Source organism: Escherichia sp. HH091_1A (genome assembly GCF_030295175.1).
Taxonomy (GTDB): Bacteria; Pseudomonadota; Gammaproteobacteria; order Enterobacterales; family Enterobacteriaceae; genus Escherichia; species Escherichia coli_F.
The window spans coordinates 1,981,924-2,003,014 of record NZ_AP025747.1; the positions used below are offsets into that span (position 1 = coordinate 1,981,924).

Sequence of the window (21,091 nt, forward strand, 5' to 3'; positions counted from 1 at the left end):
CCGCAGAGGCCGTCAAGTTTACAGAGCTTTCAGGATTGCATCCACGCTGGCTTTGGCGTCACCAAACAGCATGTGGGTGTTTTCCTTGAAGAACAGCGGGTTTTGCACACCAGCATAGCCTGTGTTCATCGACCGTTTAAAGACAATCACGTTCTGCGCTTTCCACACTTCAAGCACAGGCATACCAGCAATCGGACTCTTCGGATCATCCTGCGCCGCCGGGTTAACCGTATCGTTAGCACCAATCACCAGTACGGTATCGGTATCAGCGAAGTCATCGTTGATCTCGTCCATTTCCAGTACGATGTCATACGGTACTTTTGCTTCAGCCAGCAATACGTTCATATGCCCAGGCAAACGCCCCGCAACCGGGTGGATACCGAAACGCACGTTGATACCACGAGCGCGCAGTTTCTCGGTTATTTCAGCGACAGGATATTGCGCCTGCGCGACTGCCATGCCGTACCCCGGAGTAATGATCACTGAATGGGAGTTTTTCAGTAATTCCGCTGTCTCTTCTGCGGTGATTTCGCGGTGCTCGCCCACTTCCTGATCATCGCCAGTAGAAGAGCCATCGGTGCCGAAACCACCCGCAATAACGCTGATAAAGGAACGGTTCATCGCCTTACACATAATGTAAGAAAGGATTGCCCCCGAAGAACCGACCAGCGCGCCGGTCACGATCAGCAGGTCGTTGCTAAGCATAAAGCCCGCTGCCGCTGCCGCCCAACCAGAGTATGAGTTCAGCATTGACACGACGACTGGCATATCTGCACCACCGATGGAGGCGACTAAATGCCAGCCAAATACCAGCGCAATGGCGGTCATTATCAGCAATGCCAGCACTTGCAGGCCTACGCTGTCCGTGCGAACAAATACAATCAGCAGCAGGAAGGAAACGACCAGAGCCGCCAGGTTCATTTTGTGACGGTTTGGCAGCATCAACGGTTTAGACGAAATCTTGCCACACAGTTTGCCGAACGCCACCACCGACCCCGTGAACGTTACCGCCCCGATGAAGATACCGAGGAACACTTCCGTCAGGTGAATATTGACCAGAATCGGTTCCATTCCCGCGTCATGATGCAGATAGCTGTTAAAACCAACCAGTACTGCTGCCAGACCCACGAAGCTATGCAGGATTGCCACCAGTTCTGGCATTTCGGTCATTTCAACTTTCTTCGCCAGGCGGATACCAATTGCCCCACCGATGACCATCGCCAACAAGATCCAGCCAACATTACCCGTATCCGGTCCAAAGATGGTTGCGATTAACGCAATCGCCATCCCGGCGATACCGAAGTTGTTACCCTGGCGAGACGTTTCATGTTTCGAAAGCCCGGCCAGACTGAAGATAAACAGGATCGCGGCAACAATGTATGCAGCTGTAACTAATCCTCCAGACATATGTTACCCCTTAATTTTTGCGGAACATTTTCAGCATGCGCTGAGTCACGGTGAAGCCACCGAAAATATTAATGCTGGCTATAAGCACCGCGATAAAACTAAGGAAGCTAACCCAGCCGCCCTGGCCAATCTGCAACAGTGCTCCGACAACAATAATCCCTGAAATCGCGTTGGTGACCGACATCAACGGTGTATGCAGCGCGTGCGAAACATTCCACACCACGTAATAGCCGACAACGCAGGCCAGCGCGAAAACGGTGAAGTGCCCAAGAAACTCTTTCGGCGCAACGCTTGCCAGCCAGCCGAAAAGGATAATTGCCAGCGCCATCAAGGCATATTTACGCCACGGTGAGCAGGCACATTTTTCCTCAGTTTTCACTTCCGGTGCCGCTTTTTGTGCCGCCTGCGGCTGAGCTGATACCTGAATCGGCGGTGCCGGCCAGGTAATTTCGCCAGCACGGATCACGGTCACACCGCGAATCACCACATCATCAAAATCAACCGTGATGTTGCCGTCTTTCTCTTTGCACAACAGTTTCAGCAGATTAACGAGGTTAGTGCCGTAAAGCTGTGAGGATTGCGTCGGCAGACGGCCCGGAAGATCGGTATAACCAATCACTTTGACACCATTTTCCGTAGTGAAAATTTCACCCGGTACGGTGTATTCACAGTTGCCGCCGTTTTGGGCTGCCAGGTCGACAATCACACTGCCCGACTTCATGGAGTCAACCATTTCACGGGTAATCAGCTTCGGCGCTGGTTTGCCTGGAATAAGCGCGGTGGTGACAATGATATCGACCTCTTTTGCCTGGGCGGCAAAGAGCTCCATTTCCGCTTTGATGAACGCATCCGACATCACTTTGGCATAGCCATCGCCGCTGCCCGCTTCCTCTTTAAAGTCCAGCTCGAGGAATTCCGCGCCCATACTTTGAACTTGTTCTTTCACTTCCGGGCGGGTGTCGAATGCACGCACAATCGCGCCGAGACTATTGGCTGCGCCAATGGCGGCCAGACCTGCAACACCCGCACCAATCACCATCACTTTTGCCGGTGGCACTTTCCCTGCCGCCGTGATTTGCCCGGTAAAGAAGCGCCCAAATTCATGTGCCGCTTCAACAATGGCGCGATAACCAGCGATGTTCGCCATCGAACTGAGTGCGTCCAGCGATTGTGCGCGTGAGATACGCGGCACAGAGTCCATCGCCATCACAGTCACGTTACGTTCCGCAAGTTTTTGCATTAATTCCGGATTCTGCGCAGGCCAGATAAAACTCACCAGCGTTGTCCCTGGATTCAGTAACGCAATTTCATCATCTAACGGCGCATTGACCTTCAGAATGATCTCTGACTGCCAGACGTTATTCCCTTCTACAATTTCGGCGCCCGCTTGCACAAACGCTTTATCGTCAAAACTTGCCAGTTGACCCGCGCCGCTCTCTACCGCGACGGTAAAACCCAGTTTCAGCAGCTGTTCCACTGTTTTTGGCGTTGCTGCAACACGGGTTTCATTGGTTAACCGTTCTCTTGGTATGCCAATTCGCATGATATTCCCTTCCATCGGTTTTATTGATGATGGTTTGCCTGTGTCAGGATCCACACAAGCCGCTCATGTACGAGCTAAATGTTACTCCGTTAAAATAAATTAGTAACAAACGCCCTATAACGTACTGAAAATTATGCCTGTGATCTAGCGCCAAAAATCAGTATTTCGGCGTGAACTCGCAAAATATTAACGATTCAGCCGTGATAGTGGGATAAACACCTTAGAACGCTAGATAAAGACTGATAATTATCTTCGGTGGACAGGTAAAACGTGATATCGCCCCGGCACGAATCATTACTTAACATTAAATTAACTTATACAATTCAGTTGCTTCAGTAGTATTGATGCTGATACGGCTGTTTTTTAAGCATAGACCGTCATTTGAACAGGATTAAAATTGGCTTAAGGAATGTGATATGAAAAATGACGCAGACAGTTACACCGTTTAAATGCAATAATCAGCCACGTTTCTCGTTAATAACAATACCAGTACCTGGTTTGCGCAAGGCGAAGGATTATTTTTATGAAGCTTAAGAACACCCTCCTGGCGTCGGCACTGCTTTCTGCTACGGCCTTTTCCGTTAACGCAGCAACAGAACTGACACCGGAGCAAGCGGCAGCGGTTAAACCTTTTGACCGTGTAGTGGTTACCGGTCGTTTTAATGCTATTGGCGAAGCGGTGAAAGCCGTTTCTCGTCGCGCTGATAAAGAAGGTGCCGCCTCTTTTTATGTTGTCGACACTTCTGATTTTGGTAACAGCGGTAACTGGCGTGTGGTCGCTGACCTCTATAAAGCCGATGCTGAAAAAGCCGAAGAAACAAGTAATCGCGTTATCAACGGTGTTGTCGAACTGCCAAAAGATCAGGCCGTTCTGATTGAACCGTTTGATACGGTTACCGTTCAGGGCTTCTATCGTAGCCAGCCTGAAGTCAATGACGCCATCACCAAAGCGGCAAAAGCGAAAGGCGCTTACGCTTTCTACATTGTTCGTCAAATCGATGCTAACCAGGGCGGTAACCAGCGCATTACAGCGTTCATCTATAAAAAAGATGCTAAGAAACGCGTCGTACAAAGCCCGGATGTGATCCCGGCAGATTCCGAAGCGGGACGTGCAGCTCTGGCTGCGGGTGGCGAAGCAGCGAAGAAAGTAGAGATCCCAGGGGTTGCGACAACCGCATCACCAAGTTCTGAAGTTGGTCGCTTCTTTGAAACCCAGTCATCAAAAGGCGGGCGTTACACTGTCACGCTTCCTGATGGTACTAAAGTCGAAGAACTGAACAAAGCAACAGCAGCGATGATGGTTCCATTCGACAGCATCAAATTCTCTGGCAACTATGGCAACATGACCGAAGTCTCCTATCAGGTTGCAAAACGTGCCGCGAAGAAAGGCGCTAAGTATTACCACATCACCCGCCAGTGGCAGGAACGTGGTAATAACCTCACCGTTAGCGCAGATCTGTATAAATAACTATTCAGTTACCACTATAAGGCGGCTTAATGCCGCCTTTAGCATTTTTAGTCACAAATTTCCCCACGACCATTGCATGCAGACACATCTCTTCGTAAAATCCCGCGCTTCAGTGGCAAACTCCATTTTTATGCGTTTTGCCCTAATATTTATTCTTCTAATCACGTTTTAACCACTGGATATCGATGGAAAAGAAACTGGGACTGAGCGCACTCACCGCGCTGGTATTAAGCTCAATGCTGGGCGCGGGTGTTTTCAGTCTGCCGCAAAATATGGCGGCAGTTGCCAGCCCGGCAGCACTGCTCATCGGCTGGAGCATTACTGGTGCTGGCATTTTATTGCTGGCCTTTGCCATGCTGATCCTCACACGCATTCGCCCCGAGCTTGACGGCGGCATCTTTACCTATGCCCGCGAAGGGTTTGGTGAGTTAATCGGCTTTTGTTCCGCATGGGGGTACTGGCTGTGCGCGGTTATCGCCAACGTCTCCTATCTGGTGATCGTTTTTTCCGCGTTAAGCTTTTTTACGGACACGCCGGAATTGCGTCTGTTTGGCGATGGCAATACCTGGCAATCGATCGTCGGTGCCTCGGCTTTATTGTGGATTGTTCACTTTTTGATCCTGCGCGGGGTACAAACCGCTGCCAGCATTAACCTGGTGGCGACACTGGCAAAATTGTTGCCGCTGGGCCTGTTTATTGTGCTGGCGATGATGATGTTCAAACTGGACACCTTCAAGCTCGACTTTACTGGCCTTGCACTTGGCGTACCGGTATGGGAACAGGTGAAAAACACCATGCTGATCACCCTGTGGGTTTTCATTGGTGTGGAAGGTGCTGTGGTCGTTTCGGCGCGTGCGCGTAATAAACGTGATGTAGGTAAAGCAACACTGCTGGCGGTTCTCTCCGCTCTGGGCGTTTACTTGCTGGTAACGCTGCTTTCGCTGGGCGTGGTAGCACGTCCTGAACTGGCTGAAATTCGTAACCCGTCAATGGCCGGTCTGATGGTGGAAATGATGGGACCGTGGGGCGAAATCATCATCGCTGCCGGTTTGATCGTTTCCGTTTGCGGTGCGTACTTAAGCTGGACCATCATGGCGGCAGAAGTTCCGTTCCTGGCAGCCACCCATAAAGCATTCCCGCGCATTTTCGCGCGCCAGAACGCACAAGCCGCGCCATCCGCCTCACTGTGGCTGACCAATATCTGCGTGCAAATTTGTCTGGTACTGATCTGGCTGACCGGTTCCGATTACAACACGTTGCTGACCATCGCCTCAGAAATGATTCTGGTGCCTTATTTCCTGGTCGGCGCGTTCTTGCTGAAAATTGCAACCCGTCCACTGCATAAAGCGGTAGGTGTCGGTGCCTGCATTTATGGCTTATGGTTATTGTACGCCTCTGGTCCAATGCATCTGCTGTTGTCCGTCGTTCTGTATGCGCCAGGGCTACTGGTCTTCCTGTACGCGCGTAAAACGCATACACATGATAATGTACTGAATCGTCAGGAAATGGTGCTGATTGGCATGCTGTTAATTGCCTCAGTTCCGGCGACCTGGATGCTGGTGGGATAACGTTCATCCCATCGTTGGATAGCAAAGGAGATAACGATGGGTAAAACCCACGCCTTGCCAATATTAATTACTGGAGGCGGCCGTCGCATCGGCCTCGCCCTCGCCTGGCATTTCATTAATCAAAAGCAACCGGTGATAGTCAGCTATCGGACACACTATCCTGCCATTGATGGGCTGATGAATGCGGGTGCGATGTGTATTCAGGCTGATTTTTCGACCAACGACGGTGTGATGGCGTTTGCCGATGAAGTGCTAAAAAGCACCCACGGCCTGCGTGCGGTGTTGCACAATGCCAGTGCGTGGATGGCAGAAAAACCAGGTATGCCACTCACCGACGTACTGGCCTGCATGATGCAGATCCACGTTAATGCCCCATACCTACTTAACCACGCGCTGGAAAGATTACTGCGCGGGCACGGACACGCCGCCAGCGATATTATTCACTTTACCGATTATGTGGTGGAGCGCGGTAGCGACAAACATATTGCCTATGCTGCAAGCAAAGCAGCACTGGATAATATGACCCGCTCGTTTGCCCGCAAGCTGGCACCTGAAGTGAAAGTAAATTCTATTGCGCCATCGCTGATCCTGTTTAATGAGCATGATGATGCCGAATATCGTCAACAGGCACTGAATAAATCGCTGATAAAAACCGCACCTGGCGAGAAAGAAGTGATCGACCTGGTCGATTACTTACTTACCAGTTGCTTTGTCACCGGACGCAGTTTCCCACTTGATGGCGGTCGTCATCTGCGTTAATGCAGCTTAATCCAGCATATAATCAACACCCATGCGCTTAGTCCCCAGCATGCAACAGAACCAACAAAAGCGGCGGGCAAGCGCATCATTCCGGTGAAATACCACAGCGACGCCAGGTAAACAAAATAGGGAATAATCGACCACATGCTAAAAATGATGGTTGCGCGTAAGGCTTCAATGCCGCGTTCGCTGGCAACAATATAATGCGCGATGAGCGCAAAGGTCGGGAAAAGTGGAATCAGCCCGGCGATATAATAATTTTTCGTTTTTGCTAAAACACCAATCAACAGCACTACCAGCGCACCGAGCGCGGCTTTGATTACCAGCCCCATCTTTTTACCTTAACACTTCCATAACAAGTCACCAGTAGAATACCTGATGAAAACTTGTTTAGAAACGATTGATAGTAAGTAAAAACAGCGCGGTGTATTGTGACGTTTTTATATCTACCGTGAATAATATGAACACTATCGTATTTGTGGAAGATGATGCGGAAGTCGGTTCACTGATTGCCGCGTACCTGGCAAAACATGATATGCAGGTTACCGTAGAGCCGCGCGGCGACCAGGCCGAAGAAACTATTCTGCGAGAAAATCCGGATTTGGTGTTACTCGATATCATGCTGCCCGGCAAGGACGGCATGACCATTTGTCGTGATTTACGCGCAAAGTGGTCCGGACCGATTGTTCTTCTAACCTCTCTCGATAGCGACATGAACCACATCCTGGCACTGGAAATGGGTGCCTGCGACTATATTCTCAAAACGACACCCCCTGCTGTATTGTTAGCGCGCTTACGTTTACATTTGCGTCAGAATGAGCAAGCCACACTGACCAAAGGTCTTCAGGAAACGACGCTGACTCCCTACAAAGCCCTGCATTTCGGCACGTTGACCATCGATCCCATCAACCGCGTAGTCACTCTGGCTAATGCTGAAATCTCGCTCTCGACAGCTGATTTCGAATTATTGTGGGAATTAGCTACCCATGCTGGGCAAATCATGGACCGCGATGCATTGCTGAAAAATTTACGCGGCGTCAGTTATGACGGACTGGATCGTAGCGTGGACGTGGCTATTTCGCGGTTAAGAAAAAAACTGCTCGATAACGCTGCCGAACCCTACCGCATTAAAACCGTGCGTAACAAAGGCTATCTTTTTGCGCCTCATGCGTGGGAATAATCGATGAAAAAACTGTTTATCCAGTTTTACCTGTTATTGTTTGTCTGCTTCCTTGTGATGTCTCTGCTGGTTGGGCTGGTGTACAAATTTACCGCCGAACGCGCGGGCAAACAGTCGCTGGATGATTTGATGAACAGTTCGCTGTATCTGATGCGCAGCGAATTGCGTGAGATCCCCCCACACGATTGGGGTAAGACGCTGAAAGAGATGGATTTAAATCTCTCTTTCGATCTGCGTGTCGAGCCGCTGAGTAAATATCATCTTGATGATATTTCCATGCACCGGCTGCGTGGCGGCGAAATTGTCGCCCTGGACGATCAGTACACTTTTTTGCAACGCATCCCGCGCAGCCACTACGTGCTGGCAGTTGGTCCTGTTCCTTATCTTTATTACCTCCATCAGATGCGATTACTGGATATCGCCCTGATCGCTTTTATTGCCATTTCCCTCGCCTTTCCGGTGTTTATCTGGATGCGTCCGCACTGGCAGGATATGTTAAAACTGGAAGCAGCGGCGCAACGATTTGGCGATGGGCATCTCAGTGAGCGTATCCACTTTGATGAAGGTTCGAGCTTTGAACGACTTGGCGTCGCATTTAACCAGATGGCGGACAATATCAACGCCTTGATTGCCAGCAAAAAACAGCTTATTGACGGTATCGCTCACGAACTGCGAACACCGTTAGTGCGCCTGCGTTATCGACTGGAGATGAGCGATAACCTGAGCGCCGCCGAATCCCAGGCGTTGAATCGCGATATCAGTCAACTTGAAGCTTTAATTGAAGAGCTGCTGACTTATGCCCGACTCGATCGCCCACAAAACGAGCTTCATCTTAGCGAACCAGACCTGCCGTTGTGGCTGTCAACGCATCTGGCAGACATTCAGGCAGTAACGCCCGATAAAACGGTACGGATTAAAACGCTCGCGCAAGGCCATTATGCGGCGTTGGATATGCGCTTAATGGAGCGCGTGCTGGATAATTTGCTCAATAACGCCCTGCGCTACTGTCACTCAACGGTTGAAACCAGCCTGCTACTGTCGGGGAACAGAGCGACATTAATTGTTGAGGATGATGGCCCAGGGATCGCCCCAGAAAATCGCGAACACATCTTTGAACCTTTTGTTCGCCTCGACCCCAGCCGCGACCGCGCAACCGGCGGCTGTGGGCTAGGGCTGGCAATTGTTCACTCTATAGCACTGGCAATGGGCGGCACGGTTAACTGTGACACCAGCGAACTGGGGGGTGCCCGCTTCTCGTTTAGCTGGCCGTTATGGCATAACATCCCGCAATTTACCTCTGCCTGACACTACGCGCACGGTGGTCAAGTCACCACCACTGTGCTATAAAATAAGGATGTTGTAACTAAAGTGGTTAATATTATGGCGCGTTACGATCTCGTAGACCGACTCAACACTACCTTTCACCAGATGGAACAAGAACTGGCTGCATTTGCCGCTGAGCTAGAACAGCACAAATTGCTGGTTGCCCGCGTGTTCTCTTTACCGGAGGTGAAAAAAGAGGATGAGCATAATCCGCTTAATCGTATTGAGGTAAAGCAACATCTCGGTAAAGAGGCGCAGGCGCTGGCGATACGTCATTTCCGCCATTTGTTTATTCAGCAACAGTCCGAAAATCGCAGCAGCAAGGCTGCTGTTCGACTGCCTGGCGTGTTGTGTTACCAGGTCGATAACCTTTCGCAAGCAGTGTTGGTCAGTCATATTCAGCACATCAATCAACTCAAGACTACGTTCGAGCATATCGTCACGGTTGAGTCAGAACTTCCCACAGCGGCGCGTTTTGAATGGGTGCATCGTCATTTGCCGGGGCTGATCACCCTTAATGCTTACCGAACGCTCACTGTTCTGCACGACCCCGCCACTTTACGTTTTGGCTGGGCCAATAAACATATCATTAAGAATTTGCATCGTGATGAAGTCCTGGCACAGCTGGAAAAAAGCCTGAAATCACCGCGCAGTGTCGCACCGTGGACGCGCGAAGAGTGGCAACGAAAACTGGAGAGAGAGTATCAGGATATTGCTACCCTGCCACAGGACGCGAAGTTAAAAATCAAACGTCCGGTGAAGGTGCAGCCGATTGCCCGCGTCTGGTACAAGGGAGATCAAAAACAAGTACAACACGCTTGCCCTACGCCGCTTATTGCGCTGATTAATCGGGATAATGGCGCGGGCGTGCCGGACGTTGGGGAGTTGTTAAATTACGATGCCGACAATGTGCAATACCGTTATAAACCACAGGCGCAGCCGCTTCGTTTGATCATTCCCCGGCTGCACCTGTATGTTGCAGATTAACGCCCTGCTTTCATACTGCCGACCATCTGTTCTGGCCGTACCCAGCTGTCAAACTCGGCTTCGCTAAGATACCCCAGCGCAAGGGCCGCAGCTTTTAAGGTCAGCCCTTCTTTATGCGCTTTTTTGGCGATCTCGGCGGCTTTGTCATAACCAATGTGAGTGTTGAGCGCAGTCACCAGCATCAGCGATTCATTGAGTAATTGATTGATTCGCTCACGATTCGGTTCAATGCCCACTGCGCAGTGTTTGTTGAAACTTTCCATGCCATCTGCCAGCAAGCGCACCGATTGCAGGAAATTGTGGATCACCATCGGACGGAAGACGTTCAGTTCAAAGTTACCGGAAGCGCCCCCCATGTTGATCGCCACGTCGTTCCCCATCACCTGACAGCAGAGCATGGTTAATGCCTCACACTGGGTTGGGTTCACTTTCCCCGGCATGATTGAGCTGCCCGGCTCATTTTCCGGGATTGAGATTTCACCAATTCCGCAGCGCGGGCCTGAGGCCAGCCAGCGGACATCATTGGCAATTTTCATCAGTGACGCAGCCAACCCTTTCAACGCGCCGTGCGCCTGAACCAGGGCATCACAGGTCGCCAGCGCTTCAAATTTGTTCGGCGCGGTAACAAACGGTGCGCAGGTAATGACTGCCAGTTCATCTGCCACGCGACGCGCATACTCCGGATGGGTATTTAGTCCAGTACCCACAGCTGTACCGCCCATAGCCAGTTCCGCTACATGCGGCAGGCTGTATTCGATATGTTTGAGATTATGCTCCAGCATCGCTACCCAGCCGGAAATCTCCTGCCCCAGTGTTAGCGGCGTGGCATCCTGCAAGTGGGTACGACCAATTTTGACGATATCGGCAAATGCGCGCGATTTCTCATTCAGCGTCTGTGTCAGGGTTTTAAGCTGCGGAATGAGTTGCTTGCGCAGCGCCAGTAGCGCCGCAACGTGCATCGCCGTCGGAAAGACATCATTGGAACTTTGGCTTTTGTTCACGTCGTCGTTAGGGTGAACTTTACGCTCCATCCCGCGCACGCCGCCAAGTAATTCACTGGCCCGATTAGCCAGCACTTCGTTCATGTTCATATTACTTTGCGTGCCGGAGCCGGTCTGCCAGATTGCCAGCGGGAATTCATCATCATGCTGTCCTGCCAGTACTTCATCCGCCGCCTGACGAATGGCGCTCGCTTTCTCTTCAGACAACAAGCCTAAATCTTCATTAACTTTTGCCGCTGCGCGTTTGGTTAGCGCCAGCGCATGAATCAGTGAGGTGGGCATTTTCTCCGTCGAAATGCGGAAATGCTCCAGCGAGCGTTGAGTTTGTGCGCCCCACAGCTTATCTGCCGGGACATCAATCGCCCCCATCGAATCTTTTTCGCTGCGTACTGTATTCATGGCCTGCTCCTCACCTGATTAATTTTTTCTTTCTGTTTTGCTTTCGTTAAGCAACTTTTAGCTCACTCATTATTTACTATTTGATAACAAATGTTTGGTCTTTCGTGCCATGTAAAAAAACCGCCCCGAAGGGCGGCTCTGTTTATTTCACACAGCGGGTGCACTGTGTGAGTTGTATCTGCTGGAAGAAGTCATTTCCTTTATCATCCACAAGGATAAACGCCGGGAAATCTTCTACTTCAATTTTCCAGATGGCTTCCATTCCCAGTTCCGGATATTCAACACATTCCAGGCTCTTAATACTTCCCTGCGCCAATACTGCTGCCGGACCACCGATACTACCGAGGTAGAAACCGCCGTGTTTTTTACAGGCATCCGTCACCTGCTGGCTGCGGTTGCCTTTCGCCAGCATGATCATACTGCCGCCCTGCGCTTGCAGTTGATCGACATAAGAATCCATCCGTCCGGCGGTCGTTGGGCCAAGAGAACCGGAGGCATAACCTTCCGGCGTTTTGGCCGGACCCGCATAGTAAATCGGATGATCTTTGATGTACTGCGGCAGCCCTTCACCGTTATCCATCCGCTCTTTCAGTTTGGCGTGAGCAATATCACGACCGACGATAATCGTGCCATTCAGCGATAAGCGTGTAGAAACGGGATACTGCGACAACTGTGCGAGGATCTCTTTCATCGGACGGTTAAGGTCAACGCGCACCGCTTCGCCTTCTCCCGCTTTGCGCAGCTCTTCCGGGATATATTTGCCTGGATTATGTTCCAGTTTTTCGATCCAGATCCCCTGACGGTTGATCTTCGCTTTGATATTACGGTCAGCAGAACAGGAGACACCCATACCGACCGGGCAGGATGCGCCGTGACGTGGCAGGCGAATCACGCGGATGTCGTGAGCGAAGTATTTACCACCAAACTGCGCACCCAGACCAAGATTTTGCGCTTCGATCAGCAATTCTTTTTCAAGTTCCACATCGCGGAACGCCTGACCGTGCTCATTCCCTTCCGTTGGCAGTTCATCATAGTATTTAGCGGAAGCCAGTTTCACCGTTTTAAGATTCGTTTCTGCAGAAGTTCCACCAATAACGAACGCAATATGATACGGAGGACAGGCCGCCGTACCCAGCGTGCGCATCTTCTCAACCAGGTAATTTTTCAGTTTTCCCGGCGTCAGTAACGCTTTGGTTTCCTGATAGAGATACGTCTTGTTTGCCGAACCGCCACCTTTGGCGATACAGAGGAATTTGTACTCGTCACCATCAACGGCATAAAGATCGATCTGCGCTGGTAAGTTAGTGCCGGTATTCACCTCTTTATACATATCCAGCGGCGCGTTTTGCGAGTAGCGCAGATTATCCTCGATATAAGTGTTATAGACACCGCGCGCCAGCGCTGCTTCATCACCGCCACCGGTCCATACACGCTGCCCTTTTTTACCAACAATAATCGCGGTGCCGGTATCCTGACAGGTTGGCAGAACGCCTTTTGCCGCGATGTCGGAGTTACGCAGGAATTGCAGCGCCACATATTTATCATTTTCGCTGGCTTCCGGGTCACGCAGAATGTCGGCCACCTGTTGTTGGTGAGCCGGACGCAGCATAAATGACGCATCATGAAACGCTTGACGCGCCAACAAAGTTAACGCTTCGGGTGCGACTTTCAAAATCTCCTGCCCTTCAAATTCAGATACGCTAACGTGTTCGCTGGTTAGCAGGTAATACTCAGTATCATCTTTTTTGAGTGGAAAAGGAGCCTGATAATGAAAGGGTTTGTTTGACATTGTTCTCTCACTTACTGCCTGGTTTGGTTATGCTCTGGGCGGGTGTTCCGTTGCCCTGTTAAAAGCGAGTAACAATATCCTACACAGTTTTTTAACAAAAACTGAGACTAGTACGACTTTTTGCGGCTCCAGGTTACTTCCCGTAGGATTCTTGCTTTAATAGCGGGATTAATTTCCACATTAAAACAGGGATTGATCATGCAAAAACTCATTAACTCAGTGCAAAACTATGCCTGGGGCAGCAAAACGGCGTTGACTGAACTTTATGGTATGGAAAATCCGTCCAGCCAGCCGATGGCCGAGCTGTGGATGGGCGCACATCCGAAAAGCAGTTCACAGGTGCAGAATGCCGCCGGAGATATCGTTTCACTGCGTGATGTGATTGAGAGTGATAAATCGACTCTGCTCGGAGAGGCCGTTGCCAAACGCTTTGGCGAACTGCCTTTCCTGTTCAAAGTATTATGCGCAGCACAGCCGCTCTCCATTCAGGTTCATCCAAACAAACGCAATTCTGAAATCGGTTTTGCCAAAGAAAATGCTGCAGGTATTCCGATGGATGCCGCTGAGCGTAACTATAAAGATCCTAACCACAAGCCGGAGCTGGTTTTTGCGCTGACGCCTTTCCTTGCGATGAACGCGTTTCGTGAGTTTTCCGAGATTGTCTCCCTACTCCAGCCAGTCGCAGGTGCACATCCGGCGATTGCTCACTTTTTACAACAGCCTGATGCCGAACGTTTAAGCGAACTGTTCGCCAGCCTGTTGAATATGCAGGGTGAAGAAAAATCCCGCGCGCTGGCGATTTTAAAATCGGCCCTCGACAGCCAGCAGGGTGAACCATGGCAAACGATTCGTTTAATTTCTGAATTTTACCCGGAAGACAGCGGTCTGTTCTCCCCGCTGTTGCTGAATGTGGTGAAATTGAATCCTGGCGAAGCGATGTTCCTGTTCGCTGAAACACCGCACGCTTACCTGCAAGGCGTGGCGCTGGAAGTGATGGCGAACTCCGATAACGTGCTGCGTGCGGGTCTGACGCCTAAATACATTGATATTCCGGAACTGGTTGCCAATGTGAAGTTCGAAGCCAAACCGGCTAACCAGTTGTTGACCCAGCCAGTGAAACAAGGTGCAGAACTGGACTTCCCGATTCCGGTGGATGATTTTGCCTTCTCGCTGCATGACCTTAGCGAAGAAGAAACCACCATCAGCCAGCAGAGTGCCGCCATTTTGTTCTGCGTCGAAGGCGATGCAACGCTGTGTAAAGGTTCTCAGCAGTTACAGCTTAAACCGGGTGAATCAGCGTTTATTGCCGCCAACGAATCACCGGTGACTGTCAAAGGCCACGGCCGTTTAGCGCGTGTTTACAACAAGCTGTAAGAGCTTACTGAAAAAATTAACATCTCTTGCTAAGCTTATTAAAGGCTTATAACACCTTCAGGCGGCCAGTCCGCCTGATTTCATTTTATGGATAATCATTATGAATAAATCGCTGGTAGCGGTAGGCGTCATTGTTGCGCTAGGCGTAGTCTGGACAGGCGGCGCATGGTATACAGGCAAGAAGATAGAAACCCATCTCGAAGACATGGTCGCGCAGGCGAACGCGCAACTCAAACTGACAGCTCCTGAATCCAATCTGGAAGTAAGTTATCAAAACTATCATCGCGGCGTATTCAGCAGCCAGTTGCAGCTGTTGGTGAAACCCGTTGCCGGAAAAGAAAATCCGTGGATTAAAAGTGGTCAGAGCGTCATCTTCAACGAATCAGTTGATCATGGCCCCTTCCCCTTTGCCCAGCTTAAAAAACTGAACCTGATCCCGTCTATGGCATCAATTCAAACTACGCTGGTCAATAACGAAGTAAGCAAGCCACTGTTTGATATGGCAAAGGGTGAAACGCCTTTTGAGATTAACTCCCGCATTGGTTACAGCGGAGATTCCAGTTCCGATATTTCGCTCAAGCCACTGAATTACGAACAAAAGGATGAAAAAGTCGCCTTTAGCGGCGGCGAGTTCCAGTTAAATGCTGACAAAGACGGCAAAGCTATCTCCCTTTCCGGAGAGGCGCAAAGTGGTCGGGTAGACGCGGTTAACGAATACAACCAGAAAGTGCAGTTAACCTTTAATAATCTGAAAACCGACGGTTCCAGCACGCTGGCAAGTTTTGGTGAGCGCGTAGGAAACCAAAAACTGTCGCTGGAGAAAATGACCATTTCAGTGGAAGGCAAAGAACTGGCACTGCTGGAAGGCATGGAGATCAGCGGTAAATCGGATCTGGTCAATGACGGTAAAACGATCAATAGCCAACTGGATTACTCGCTAAATAGCCTTAAGGTACAGAATCAGGATCTGGGCAGCGGCAAGCTGACTTTAAAAGTCGGCCAGATTGATGGCGAAGCCTGGCATCAGTTTAGTCAGCAATATAACGCGCAAACTCAGGCGCTTCTGGCACAGCCAGAGATTGCCAACAATCCCGAACTTTATCAGGAGAAAGTGACGGAAGCCTTCTTTAGCGCCCTGCCGCTGATGTTGAAAGGCGATCCGGTGATTACTATCGCGCCGTTAAGCTGGAAAAACAGTCAGGGTGAAAGTGCGTTGAATCTGTCGCTGTTCCTGAAAGATCCGGCAACGACAAAAGAAGCGCCGCAAACGCTGGCACAGGAAGTAGACCGCTCGGTTAAATCTCTGGATGCGAAACTGACCATTCCGGTGGATATGGCAACTGAGTTGATGACTCAGGTAGCGAAGCTGGAAGGTTATCAGGAAGATCAAGCGAAAAAACTGGCGAAACAGCAAGTTGAAGGTGCATCAGCAATGGGGCAGATGTTCCGTCTGACCACCTTGCAGGACAATACCATCACCACCAGCCTGCAATATGCTAACGGTCAGATCACGTTAAACGGGCAGAAAATGCCACTGGAAGATTTTGTTGGGATGTTTGCGATGCCGGCATTAAACGTTCCAGCTGTACCCGCTATTCCGCAGCAGTAATTCACAGCCAAAATGCCGGAGATTTTTCTCTCCGGCGTTTTTTCTTACTTCAGCATAAAGTCATACTGAATACTCATTTTCACATCCCAGTAATTCAGGTGATCGCCCAGTGTACTGCCATCGCGCTTTTCCCGCCCTTTATCGGCAGCAAGAAAGAAATTCATCCCTTGTAACGGCCCTTCGCTGACCCGATAGTTCATACCACCTAAGATACCCGCGCCTTCAATCCGCACATCTCGTTTACTGGATTCATAGCCGCGAGTCACAATCGGTGCAAATGTCAGCGTAAATTGCGGAGTTAAACGATAATTGACGCCCAATTGCCAGGACTGCATTCCTTCACGGTTACGATCAAGACTTAATGAAAAGGGATAGCCAATGTCGGTGTCCACCACGGCACCATTCATTGCATGGCGCAAATAACCACCACTGCCAAATACGCTTCCCCACGGCGCATTCCAGGTCAATTGTCCACTAACCAACGCCGTTTCATTGGGCTGGCTGGTATTACGACTTAAACCTTCGAGTTGCGCGTAAAAGCCGAGCAACTCCCCTTTCAACGTATAATTCGGGTCGAGCGGTATGCTTTTCTCGAGAATACTTTGTATCTGATTGGAAACATCTTTCTGTACCGATGCCCCCAGAGAATAGCGACTGGTATCATCATGCCAACTGGCGGCTAAAAAAGAACGTGCGCGATGTTTATCGTATTTTCCCGTCTGGCTGTTATAAACCCCTTCATCACGAATACCGGTTGTTGAATCGGTCCATAAAAATACTCGTGACCGCCACATTCCCCACAGATCAATATTTGGCGTTAAAGCCCAGTAACCTAATGCTCCTTCAGAAACTGTCGGTAATGTACGTTGCGAACTGCCAGCCATTAACGGAATACGATAAGGTAAGCTACCATAACTATAATCCGTCCCGAAGCGACCTAATTTAAGCAGGCTATTTTCACTGGGTTTTATTTTTACTGCACCCAGGGCAAAGCCAAAACTTTTATCACCATCAAGATACCACCGGGTACTCATATCAGCACGAGCACCTAATTTATAAACATAATACGCCCCGCCTTCAACGCCAATAATATTGGAATAATAACCACTATTGAAATCGAGCAATCCTCCCTGTACCCATGCGTAAATATCTCTTCCCGCGCCAGCACTGGGCTTATCCGCCCTGCGCAATTCGTTTTTCAGTCTGATGCGTAGTCCCGCTTCATCGTCAGCCAGTTGCGCCGCGTAAGCAGAGGTAAGGCCAGAGGCAGCCGTCAGGCAAATAACGGCCATGGCCACTATTTTTCTCATAGTTGCACCTTTGATGTTCTGATTATTTTTATTGAATATTAATTAGTGATATCGCTGATTAATTGCTGTTGCATTTTTTTACGATTATCAATTTCAACCACGATTTCTTTGAATTTTTTATCCGTGAGAGGATAAAACCAGATAATGACGAATGCCAGCAGCATAAATCCGCAAGGTACTAAGGCAATTGATGTGCGGATGCCCATAATAACTTCCGGCGTTTGCACCTGATTGGCAATATATCCGCTTAATCCCAAAATAAAGGCAGGAATCGAACCTCCGATTGCCTGACCGCATTTACGGGTAAATGAGAATAGTGAATAGGTGAGCCCTTCTATTCGCACGCCGGTCAGGTATTCACCGTATTCCACAGTATCAGCTTCCAGTGCCCACATCACGGTCATGGTAACGCCCTGACCAATTGAAGCGATGGCCAACGCAACCAACGCCACCGGCAGTGACCAGACCGAAACCCAGAAGAACAGCAGATAACCGCAGGTTCCCAGCAAAGCGCCAATCAGGAAGGTATTCTTTTTACCGATCCTCGCGACCATCCCCGGCACCAGCGGTGCCGATGCCACAGTACCGACCAAGTTTTGCACCAGTACCAGCACAGTGAACAGCCCGGTATCATTTAACACATAGCGCACGTAGAACAACGACGAGGCGCTGACCGCGAAGGTCGAAATCAGCACACACAGCGCACCGATGCACAACATAAACAGCGGGCGATTCCGTTTCAGGTTTTGCAGACTGATCTTCAATGACGGCTGCGCCACGATACGTACCACATTCTCACGCGTCGATTTGAAGCAGATGAAGTAAAGCACCATTCCGGCAATCGCCAGCACAATCGTCCAGAAATGGTATACCGACACCATCTCTTCCGGACTGGAGTTCTTAATGCTCGGTCCTATCAGAAATGCCAGACAGACAAAGGTCAATGAAGCGGCAATCCCGCGAGCCGCGCCCAGACGGGCGCGGGATTGTGGTTGTTGGGTCATCGCGGTAGCAAGTGAACCATAAGGAATATTCACCAGGCTGTAGCAAAGCCCGAGGCCCATGTAGGTCAAATATGCATACACTACTTTGCTGCTATGGCTCCAGTCGGTCGGCACCCAGAATACCAGCACACTGAAGATCATTAACGGCGCAGTACCGAAGAGTAAAAACGGGCGGAATTTTCCCCAGCGGGTATTCACACTGTCCACCACTCGTCCGGCAAAGACGTCGGCGAAGGCATCGAATACCCGCACCAGTAACAGCATGGTGCCCGCCGCAGCGGCACCGATGCCAGCGACGTCGGTGTAGTAACTCAACAGGAAGAGCGCCCCCATTGCGAAGGCGAAGTTATTGGCGACGTCACCGAGGCTGTAGCCGACGATGGTGCGCCAGGAGAGTTGTTGATTCATTGTTTGCCTCCCTGCTGCGGTTTTTCACCGAAGTTCATGCCAGTCCAGCGTTTTTGCAGCAGAAAAGCCGCCGACTTCGGTTTGCGGTCGCGGGTGAAGATCCCTTTCCTGTTACCGCCAACGCGCAATATGCCTTGTGAGGTCGCAAAATCGGCGAAATTCCATACCTGTTCACCGACGACTGCGCTGACTCGATCAAAGACGCGGTGATACATATCCAGCCATGCACACTGATACTCTTCACTCCACATGTCGGTGTACATTGAGTGCAGCCCGGCTAACGTATCCACGCCGTATTCGGTGATGATAATCGGCTGATGCAGTTTCTCCTGCCAGGCCAGCAGTTCTTTTTCCAGTACCTTCTCTGCCGTTTCCAAATCGCCGCTTTGGACATACCAACCGTAATAACGGTTCAGACACAGCACATCAAAGAGATCGCTGATGGTATCGGTGTGAGCGTCGCAGAACATTACATTGACGCAGGTGATCGGACGCGTCGGGTCGAGTTTACGCGTTGCTTCCGCCAGTGGCGCGAAATATTCCCGTGCACCTTGCGGACGGGTATCCGGTTCGTTGGCAATACTCCACATCACCACGCTTGGGTGGTTTTTGTCACGCGCAATCAGCTCTTTAATCGCCTGTAAGTGCGCCTGCTGGGTTTCTCCGTTGACTGCCTCTTCGCTGTACAGTTCTTTCGGCTTGTTGCCCGCTTCGAAACCAATGCCTAAAGAGAGGTTAAAGCCTACAGCTGCAGTTTCATCAATCACCACGATGCCATGTTCATCTGCCCAGTCGAGCATCTCTTCAGCGTAAGGGTAATGCGAGGTACGGTAGGAGTTGGCCCCAATCCAGTCCATTAATGCGTGATCGTGCACCATCAGCACGTTATCGAATCCTTTGCCACGCAAATCCGCATCTTCATGACGACCAAAGCCAGTAAAATAGAACGGTTTGTGGTTAATCAGGAACTGCTCGCCCTTCACTGCCACTGACCGGATGCCGACGCGCAGCGGGTAGATATCACACTCTGTCTGGCTTTTGGCTGTGACGCACAGTTCATAGAGATAACCTTCACCCGGTTGCCAGAGGTGCGGATTCACCACTTGCAAAGTCCCGCTGGTGCCTTGTCCAGTTGCAACCACCTGTTGATCCGCATCACGCAGTTCAACGCTGACATCACCATTTGCCACCACCTGCCAGTCAACAGACGCGTGGTTACAGTCTTGCGCGACATGCGTCACCACGGTGATATCGTCCACCCAGGTATTCGGCGTGGTGTAGAGCATTACGCTGCGATGGATCCCGGCGTAGTTAAAGAAATCATGAAAGTAAGACTGCTTTTTCTTGCCGTTTTCATCGGTAATCACCATTCCCGGCGGGATAGTCTGCCAGTTCAGTTCGTTGTTCACACAAACAGTGATACGTACACTTTTCCCGGCAATAACATACGGCGTGACATCGGCTTCAAATGGCGTATAGCCGCCCTGATGCTCCATCACTTCCTGATTATTTACCCACACTTTGCCGTAATGAGTGACCGCATCGAAACGCAGCACGATACGCTGGCCTGCCCAACCTTTCGGTATAAAGACTTCGCGCTGATACCAGACGTTGCCCACATAATTACGAATATCTGCATCGGCGAACTGATCGTTAAAACTGCCCGGCACAGCAATTGCCCGGCTTTCTTGTAACGCGCTTTCCCACCAACGCTGATCAATTCCACAGTTTTCGCGATCCAGACTGAATGCCCACAGGCCGTCGAGTTTTTTGATTTCACGGGTTGGGGTTTCTACAGGACGTAACATAAGGGACTCCTCATTAAGATAAAAATACTGGTCAACCTTTAATCTGATTAGTTAACCAATTCTGTGTTGCACACAGTTATCTGTGAGAAACCCATGGAAGAGAAATGGAAATAAAAAGAACTGACACCGCGATCAAAAAACCAAAAACTGCAAT

General features: G+C 50.3%; 16 protein-coding genes. 8 read left to right on the plus strand and 8 right to left on the minus strand.

All coding sequences use genetic code 11. From position 1 onward, the window contains the following. Nucleotides 1–18: 18 nt before the first annotated feature. Together pntB and pntA are read right to left on the minus strand one after the other, a co-directional pair. The gene (gene pntB, locus QUF14_RS09865; RefSeq protein WP_000014044.1) at nucleotides 19–1,407 is read right to left on the minus strand and encodes a Re/Si-specific NAD(P)(+) transhydrogenase subunit beta; all 1,389 of its coding nucleotides are present in this window, start codon (nucleotides 1,405–1,407) and stop codon (nucleotides 19–21) included. Between the two features lie 10 nt (nucleotides 1,408–1,417). Next, on the minus strand, nucleotides 1,418–2,950 hold the full coding sequence (gene pntA, locus QUF14_RS09870; RefSeq protein ID WP_001219377.1) for a Re/Si-specific NAD(P)(+) transhydrogenase subunit alpha: 1,533 nt from the start codon (nucleotides 2,948–2,950) through the stop codon (nucleotides 1,418–1,420). Nucleotides 2,951–3,473: 523 nt separating this feature from the next. Between pntA and ydgH the strand changes: the two genes are divergently transcribed. The 3 genes from ydgH to folM all read left to right on the plus strand — a co-directional run bounded on the left by ydgH (nucleotide 3,474) and on the right by folM (nucleotide 6,745). Further along, nucleotides 3,474–4,418, plus strand: coding sequence for a DUF1471 family protein YdgH (gene ydgH / locus QUF14_RS09880; RefSeq protein ID WP_000769317.1), 945 nt, complete (start codon nucleotides 3,474–3,476; stop codon nucleotides 4,416–4,418). Between the two features lie 185 nt (nucleotides 4,419–4,603). After that, nucleotides 4,604–5,986, plus strand: coding sequence for an amino acid permease (locus QUF14_RS09885; protein ID WP_000412394.1), 1,383 nt, complete (start codon nucleotides 4,604–4,606; stop codon nucleotides 5,984–5,986). 36 nt (nucleotides 5,987–6,022) lie between these two features. Next, the gene (gene folM, locus QUF14_RS09890) at nucleotides 6,023–6,745 is read left to right on the plus strand and encodes a dihydromonapterin reductase (protein ID WP_000520627.1); all 723 of its coding nucleotides are present in this window, start codon (nucleotides 6,023–6,025) and stop codon (nucleotides 6,743–6,745) included. Here the strand turns inward: folM and QUF14_RS09895 are convergent. Beyond that, the gene (locus QUF14_RS09895; protein ID WP_000524863.1) at nucleotides 6,742–7,077 is read right to left on the minus strand and encodes a GlpM family protein; all 336 of its coding nucleotides are present in this window, start codon (nucleotides 7,075–7,077) and stop codon (nucleotides 6,742–6,744) included. The two genes, folM and QUF14_RS09895, sit on opposite strands and share 4 nt — an antisense overlap. A gap of 128 nt (nucleotides 7,078–7,205) precedes the next feature. On the opposite strand from QUF14_RS09895, the gene rstA reads away from it, so the two are divergent. From rstA to tus, 3 genes are all read left to right on the plus strand, one after another. Continuing rightward, entirely contained in the window at nucleotides 7,206–7,925 is a 720-nt protein-coding gene (gene rstA, locus QUF14_RS09900; protein WP_001092512.1) for a two-component system response regulator RstA, read from the plus strand. 3 nt (nucleotides 7,926–7,928) lie between these two features. Beyond that, on the plus strand, nucleotides 7,929–9,230 hold the full coding sequence (rstB, locus tag QUF14_RS09905) for a two-component system sensor histidine kinase RstB (protein ID WP_000732518.1): 1,302 nt from the start codon (nucleotides 7,929–7,931) through the stop codon (nucleotides 9,228–9,230). Nucleotides 9,231–9,305: 75 nt separating this feature from the next. Further along, on the plus strand, nucleotides 9,306–10,235 hold the full coding sequence (tus, locus tag QUF14_RS09910; protein WP_024212148.1) for a DNA replication terminus site-binding protein: 930 nt from the start codon (nucleotides 9,306–9,308) through the stop codon (nucleotides 10,233–10,235). Here tus and fumC read toward each other — a convergent pair. After that, the gene (fumC, locus tag QUF14_RS09915) at nucleotides 10,232–11,635 is read right to left on the minus strand and encodes a class II fumarate hydratase (RefSeq protein ID WP_001099088.1); all 1,404 of its coding nucleotides are present in this window, start codon (nucleotides 11,633–11,635) and stop codon (nucleotides 10,232–10,234) included. The two genes, tus and fumC, sit on opposite strands and share 4 nt — an antisense overlap. A gap of 142 nt (nucleotides 11,636–11,777) precedes the next feature. After that, nucleotides 11,778–13,424: a class I fumarate hydratase gene (gene fumB, locus QUF14_RS09920; RefSeq protein WP_000066639.1), complete on the minus strand. Its 1,647-nt coding sequence runs from the start codon at nucleotides 13,422–13,424 to the stop codon at nucleotides 11,778–11,780. 198 nt (nucleotides 13,425–13,622) lie between these two features. Between fumB and manA the strand changes: the two genes are divergently transcribed. Together manA and QUF14_RS09930 are read left to right on the plus strand one after the other, a co-directional pair. Next, on the plus strand, nucleotides 13,623–14,798 hold the full coding sequence (manA, locus tag QUF14_RS09925; RefSeq protein ID WP_001170638.1) for a mannose-6-phosphate isomerase: 1,176 nt from the start codon (nucleotides 13,623–13,625) through the stop codon (nucleotides 14,796–14,798). 100 nt (nucleotides 14,799–14,898) lie between these two features. Beyond that, nucleotides 14,899–16,407 carry a YdgA family protein gene (locus QUF14_RS09930; protein ID WP_001043384.1) on the plus strand — a complete coding sequence of 503 codons (1,509 nt, stop codon included), beginning with the start codon at nucleotides 14,899–14,901 and terminating at the stop codon, nucleotides 16,405–16,407. 44 nt (nucleotides 16,408–16,451) lie between these two features. On the opposite strand, the gene uidC is transcribed toward QUF14_RS09930, so the two are convergent. From uidC to uidA, 3 genes are read right to left on the minus strand one after another with little or no spacing between them, the layout of a single operon-like run. Next, nucleotides 16,452–17,717 carry a glucuronide uptake porin UidC gene (uidC, locus tag QUF14_RS09935; protein ID WP_001227016.1) on the minus strand — a complete coding sequence of 422 codons (1,266 nt, stop codon included), beginning with the start codon at nucleotides 17,715–17,717 and terminating at the stop codon, nucleotides 16,452–16,454. A gap of 38 nt (nucleotides 17,718–17,755) precedes the next feature. Next, complete coding sequence (gene uidB, locus QUF14_RS09940; RefSeq protein ID WP_001075843.1) at nucleotides 17,756–19,129, minus strand: glucuronide transporter; 1,374 nt, start codon at nucleotides 19,127–19,129, stop codon at nucleotides 17,756–17,758. After that, nucleotides 19,126–20,937: a beta-glucuronidase gene (uidA, locus tag QUF14_RS09945; protein ID WP_000945915.1), complete on the minus strand. Its 1,812-nt coding sequence runs from the start codon at nucleotides 20,935–20,937 to the stop codon at nucleotides 19,126–19,128. The genes uidB and uidA overlap by 4 nt, the downstream gene beginning before the upstream one ends. Between the last annotated feature and the right edge of the window lie 154 nt (nucleotides 20,938–21,091).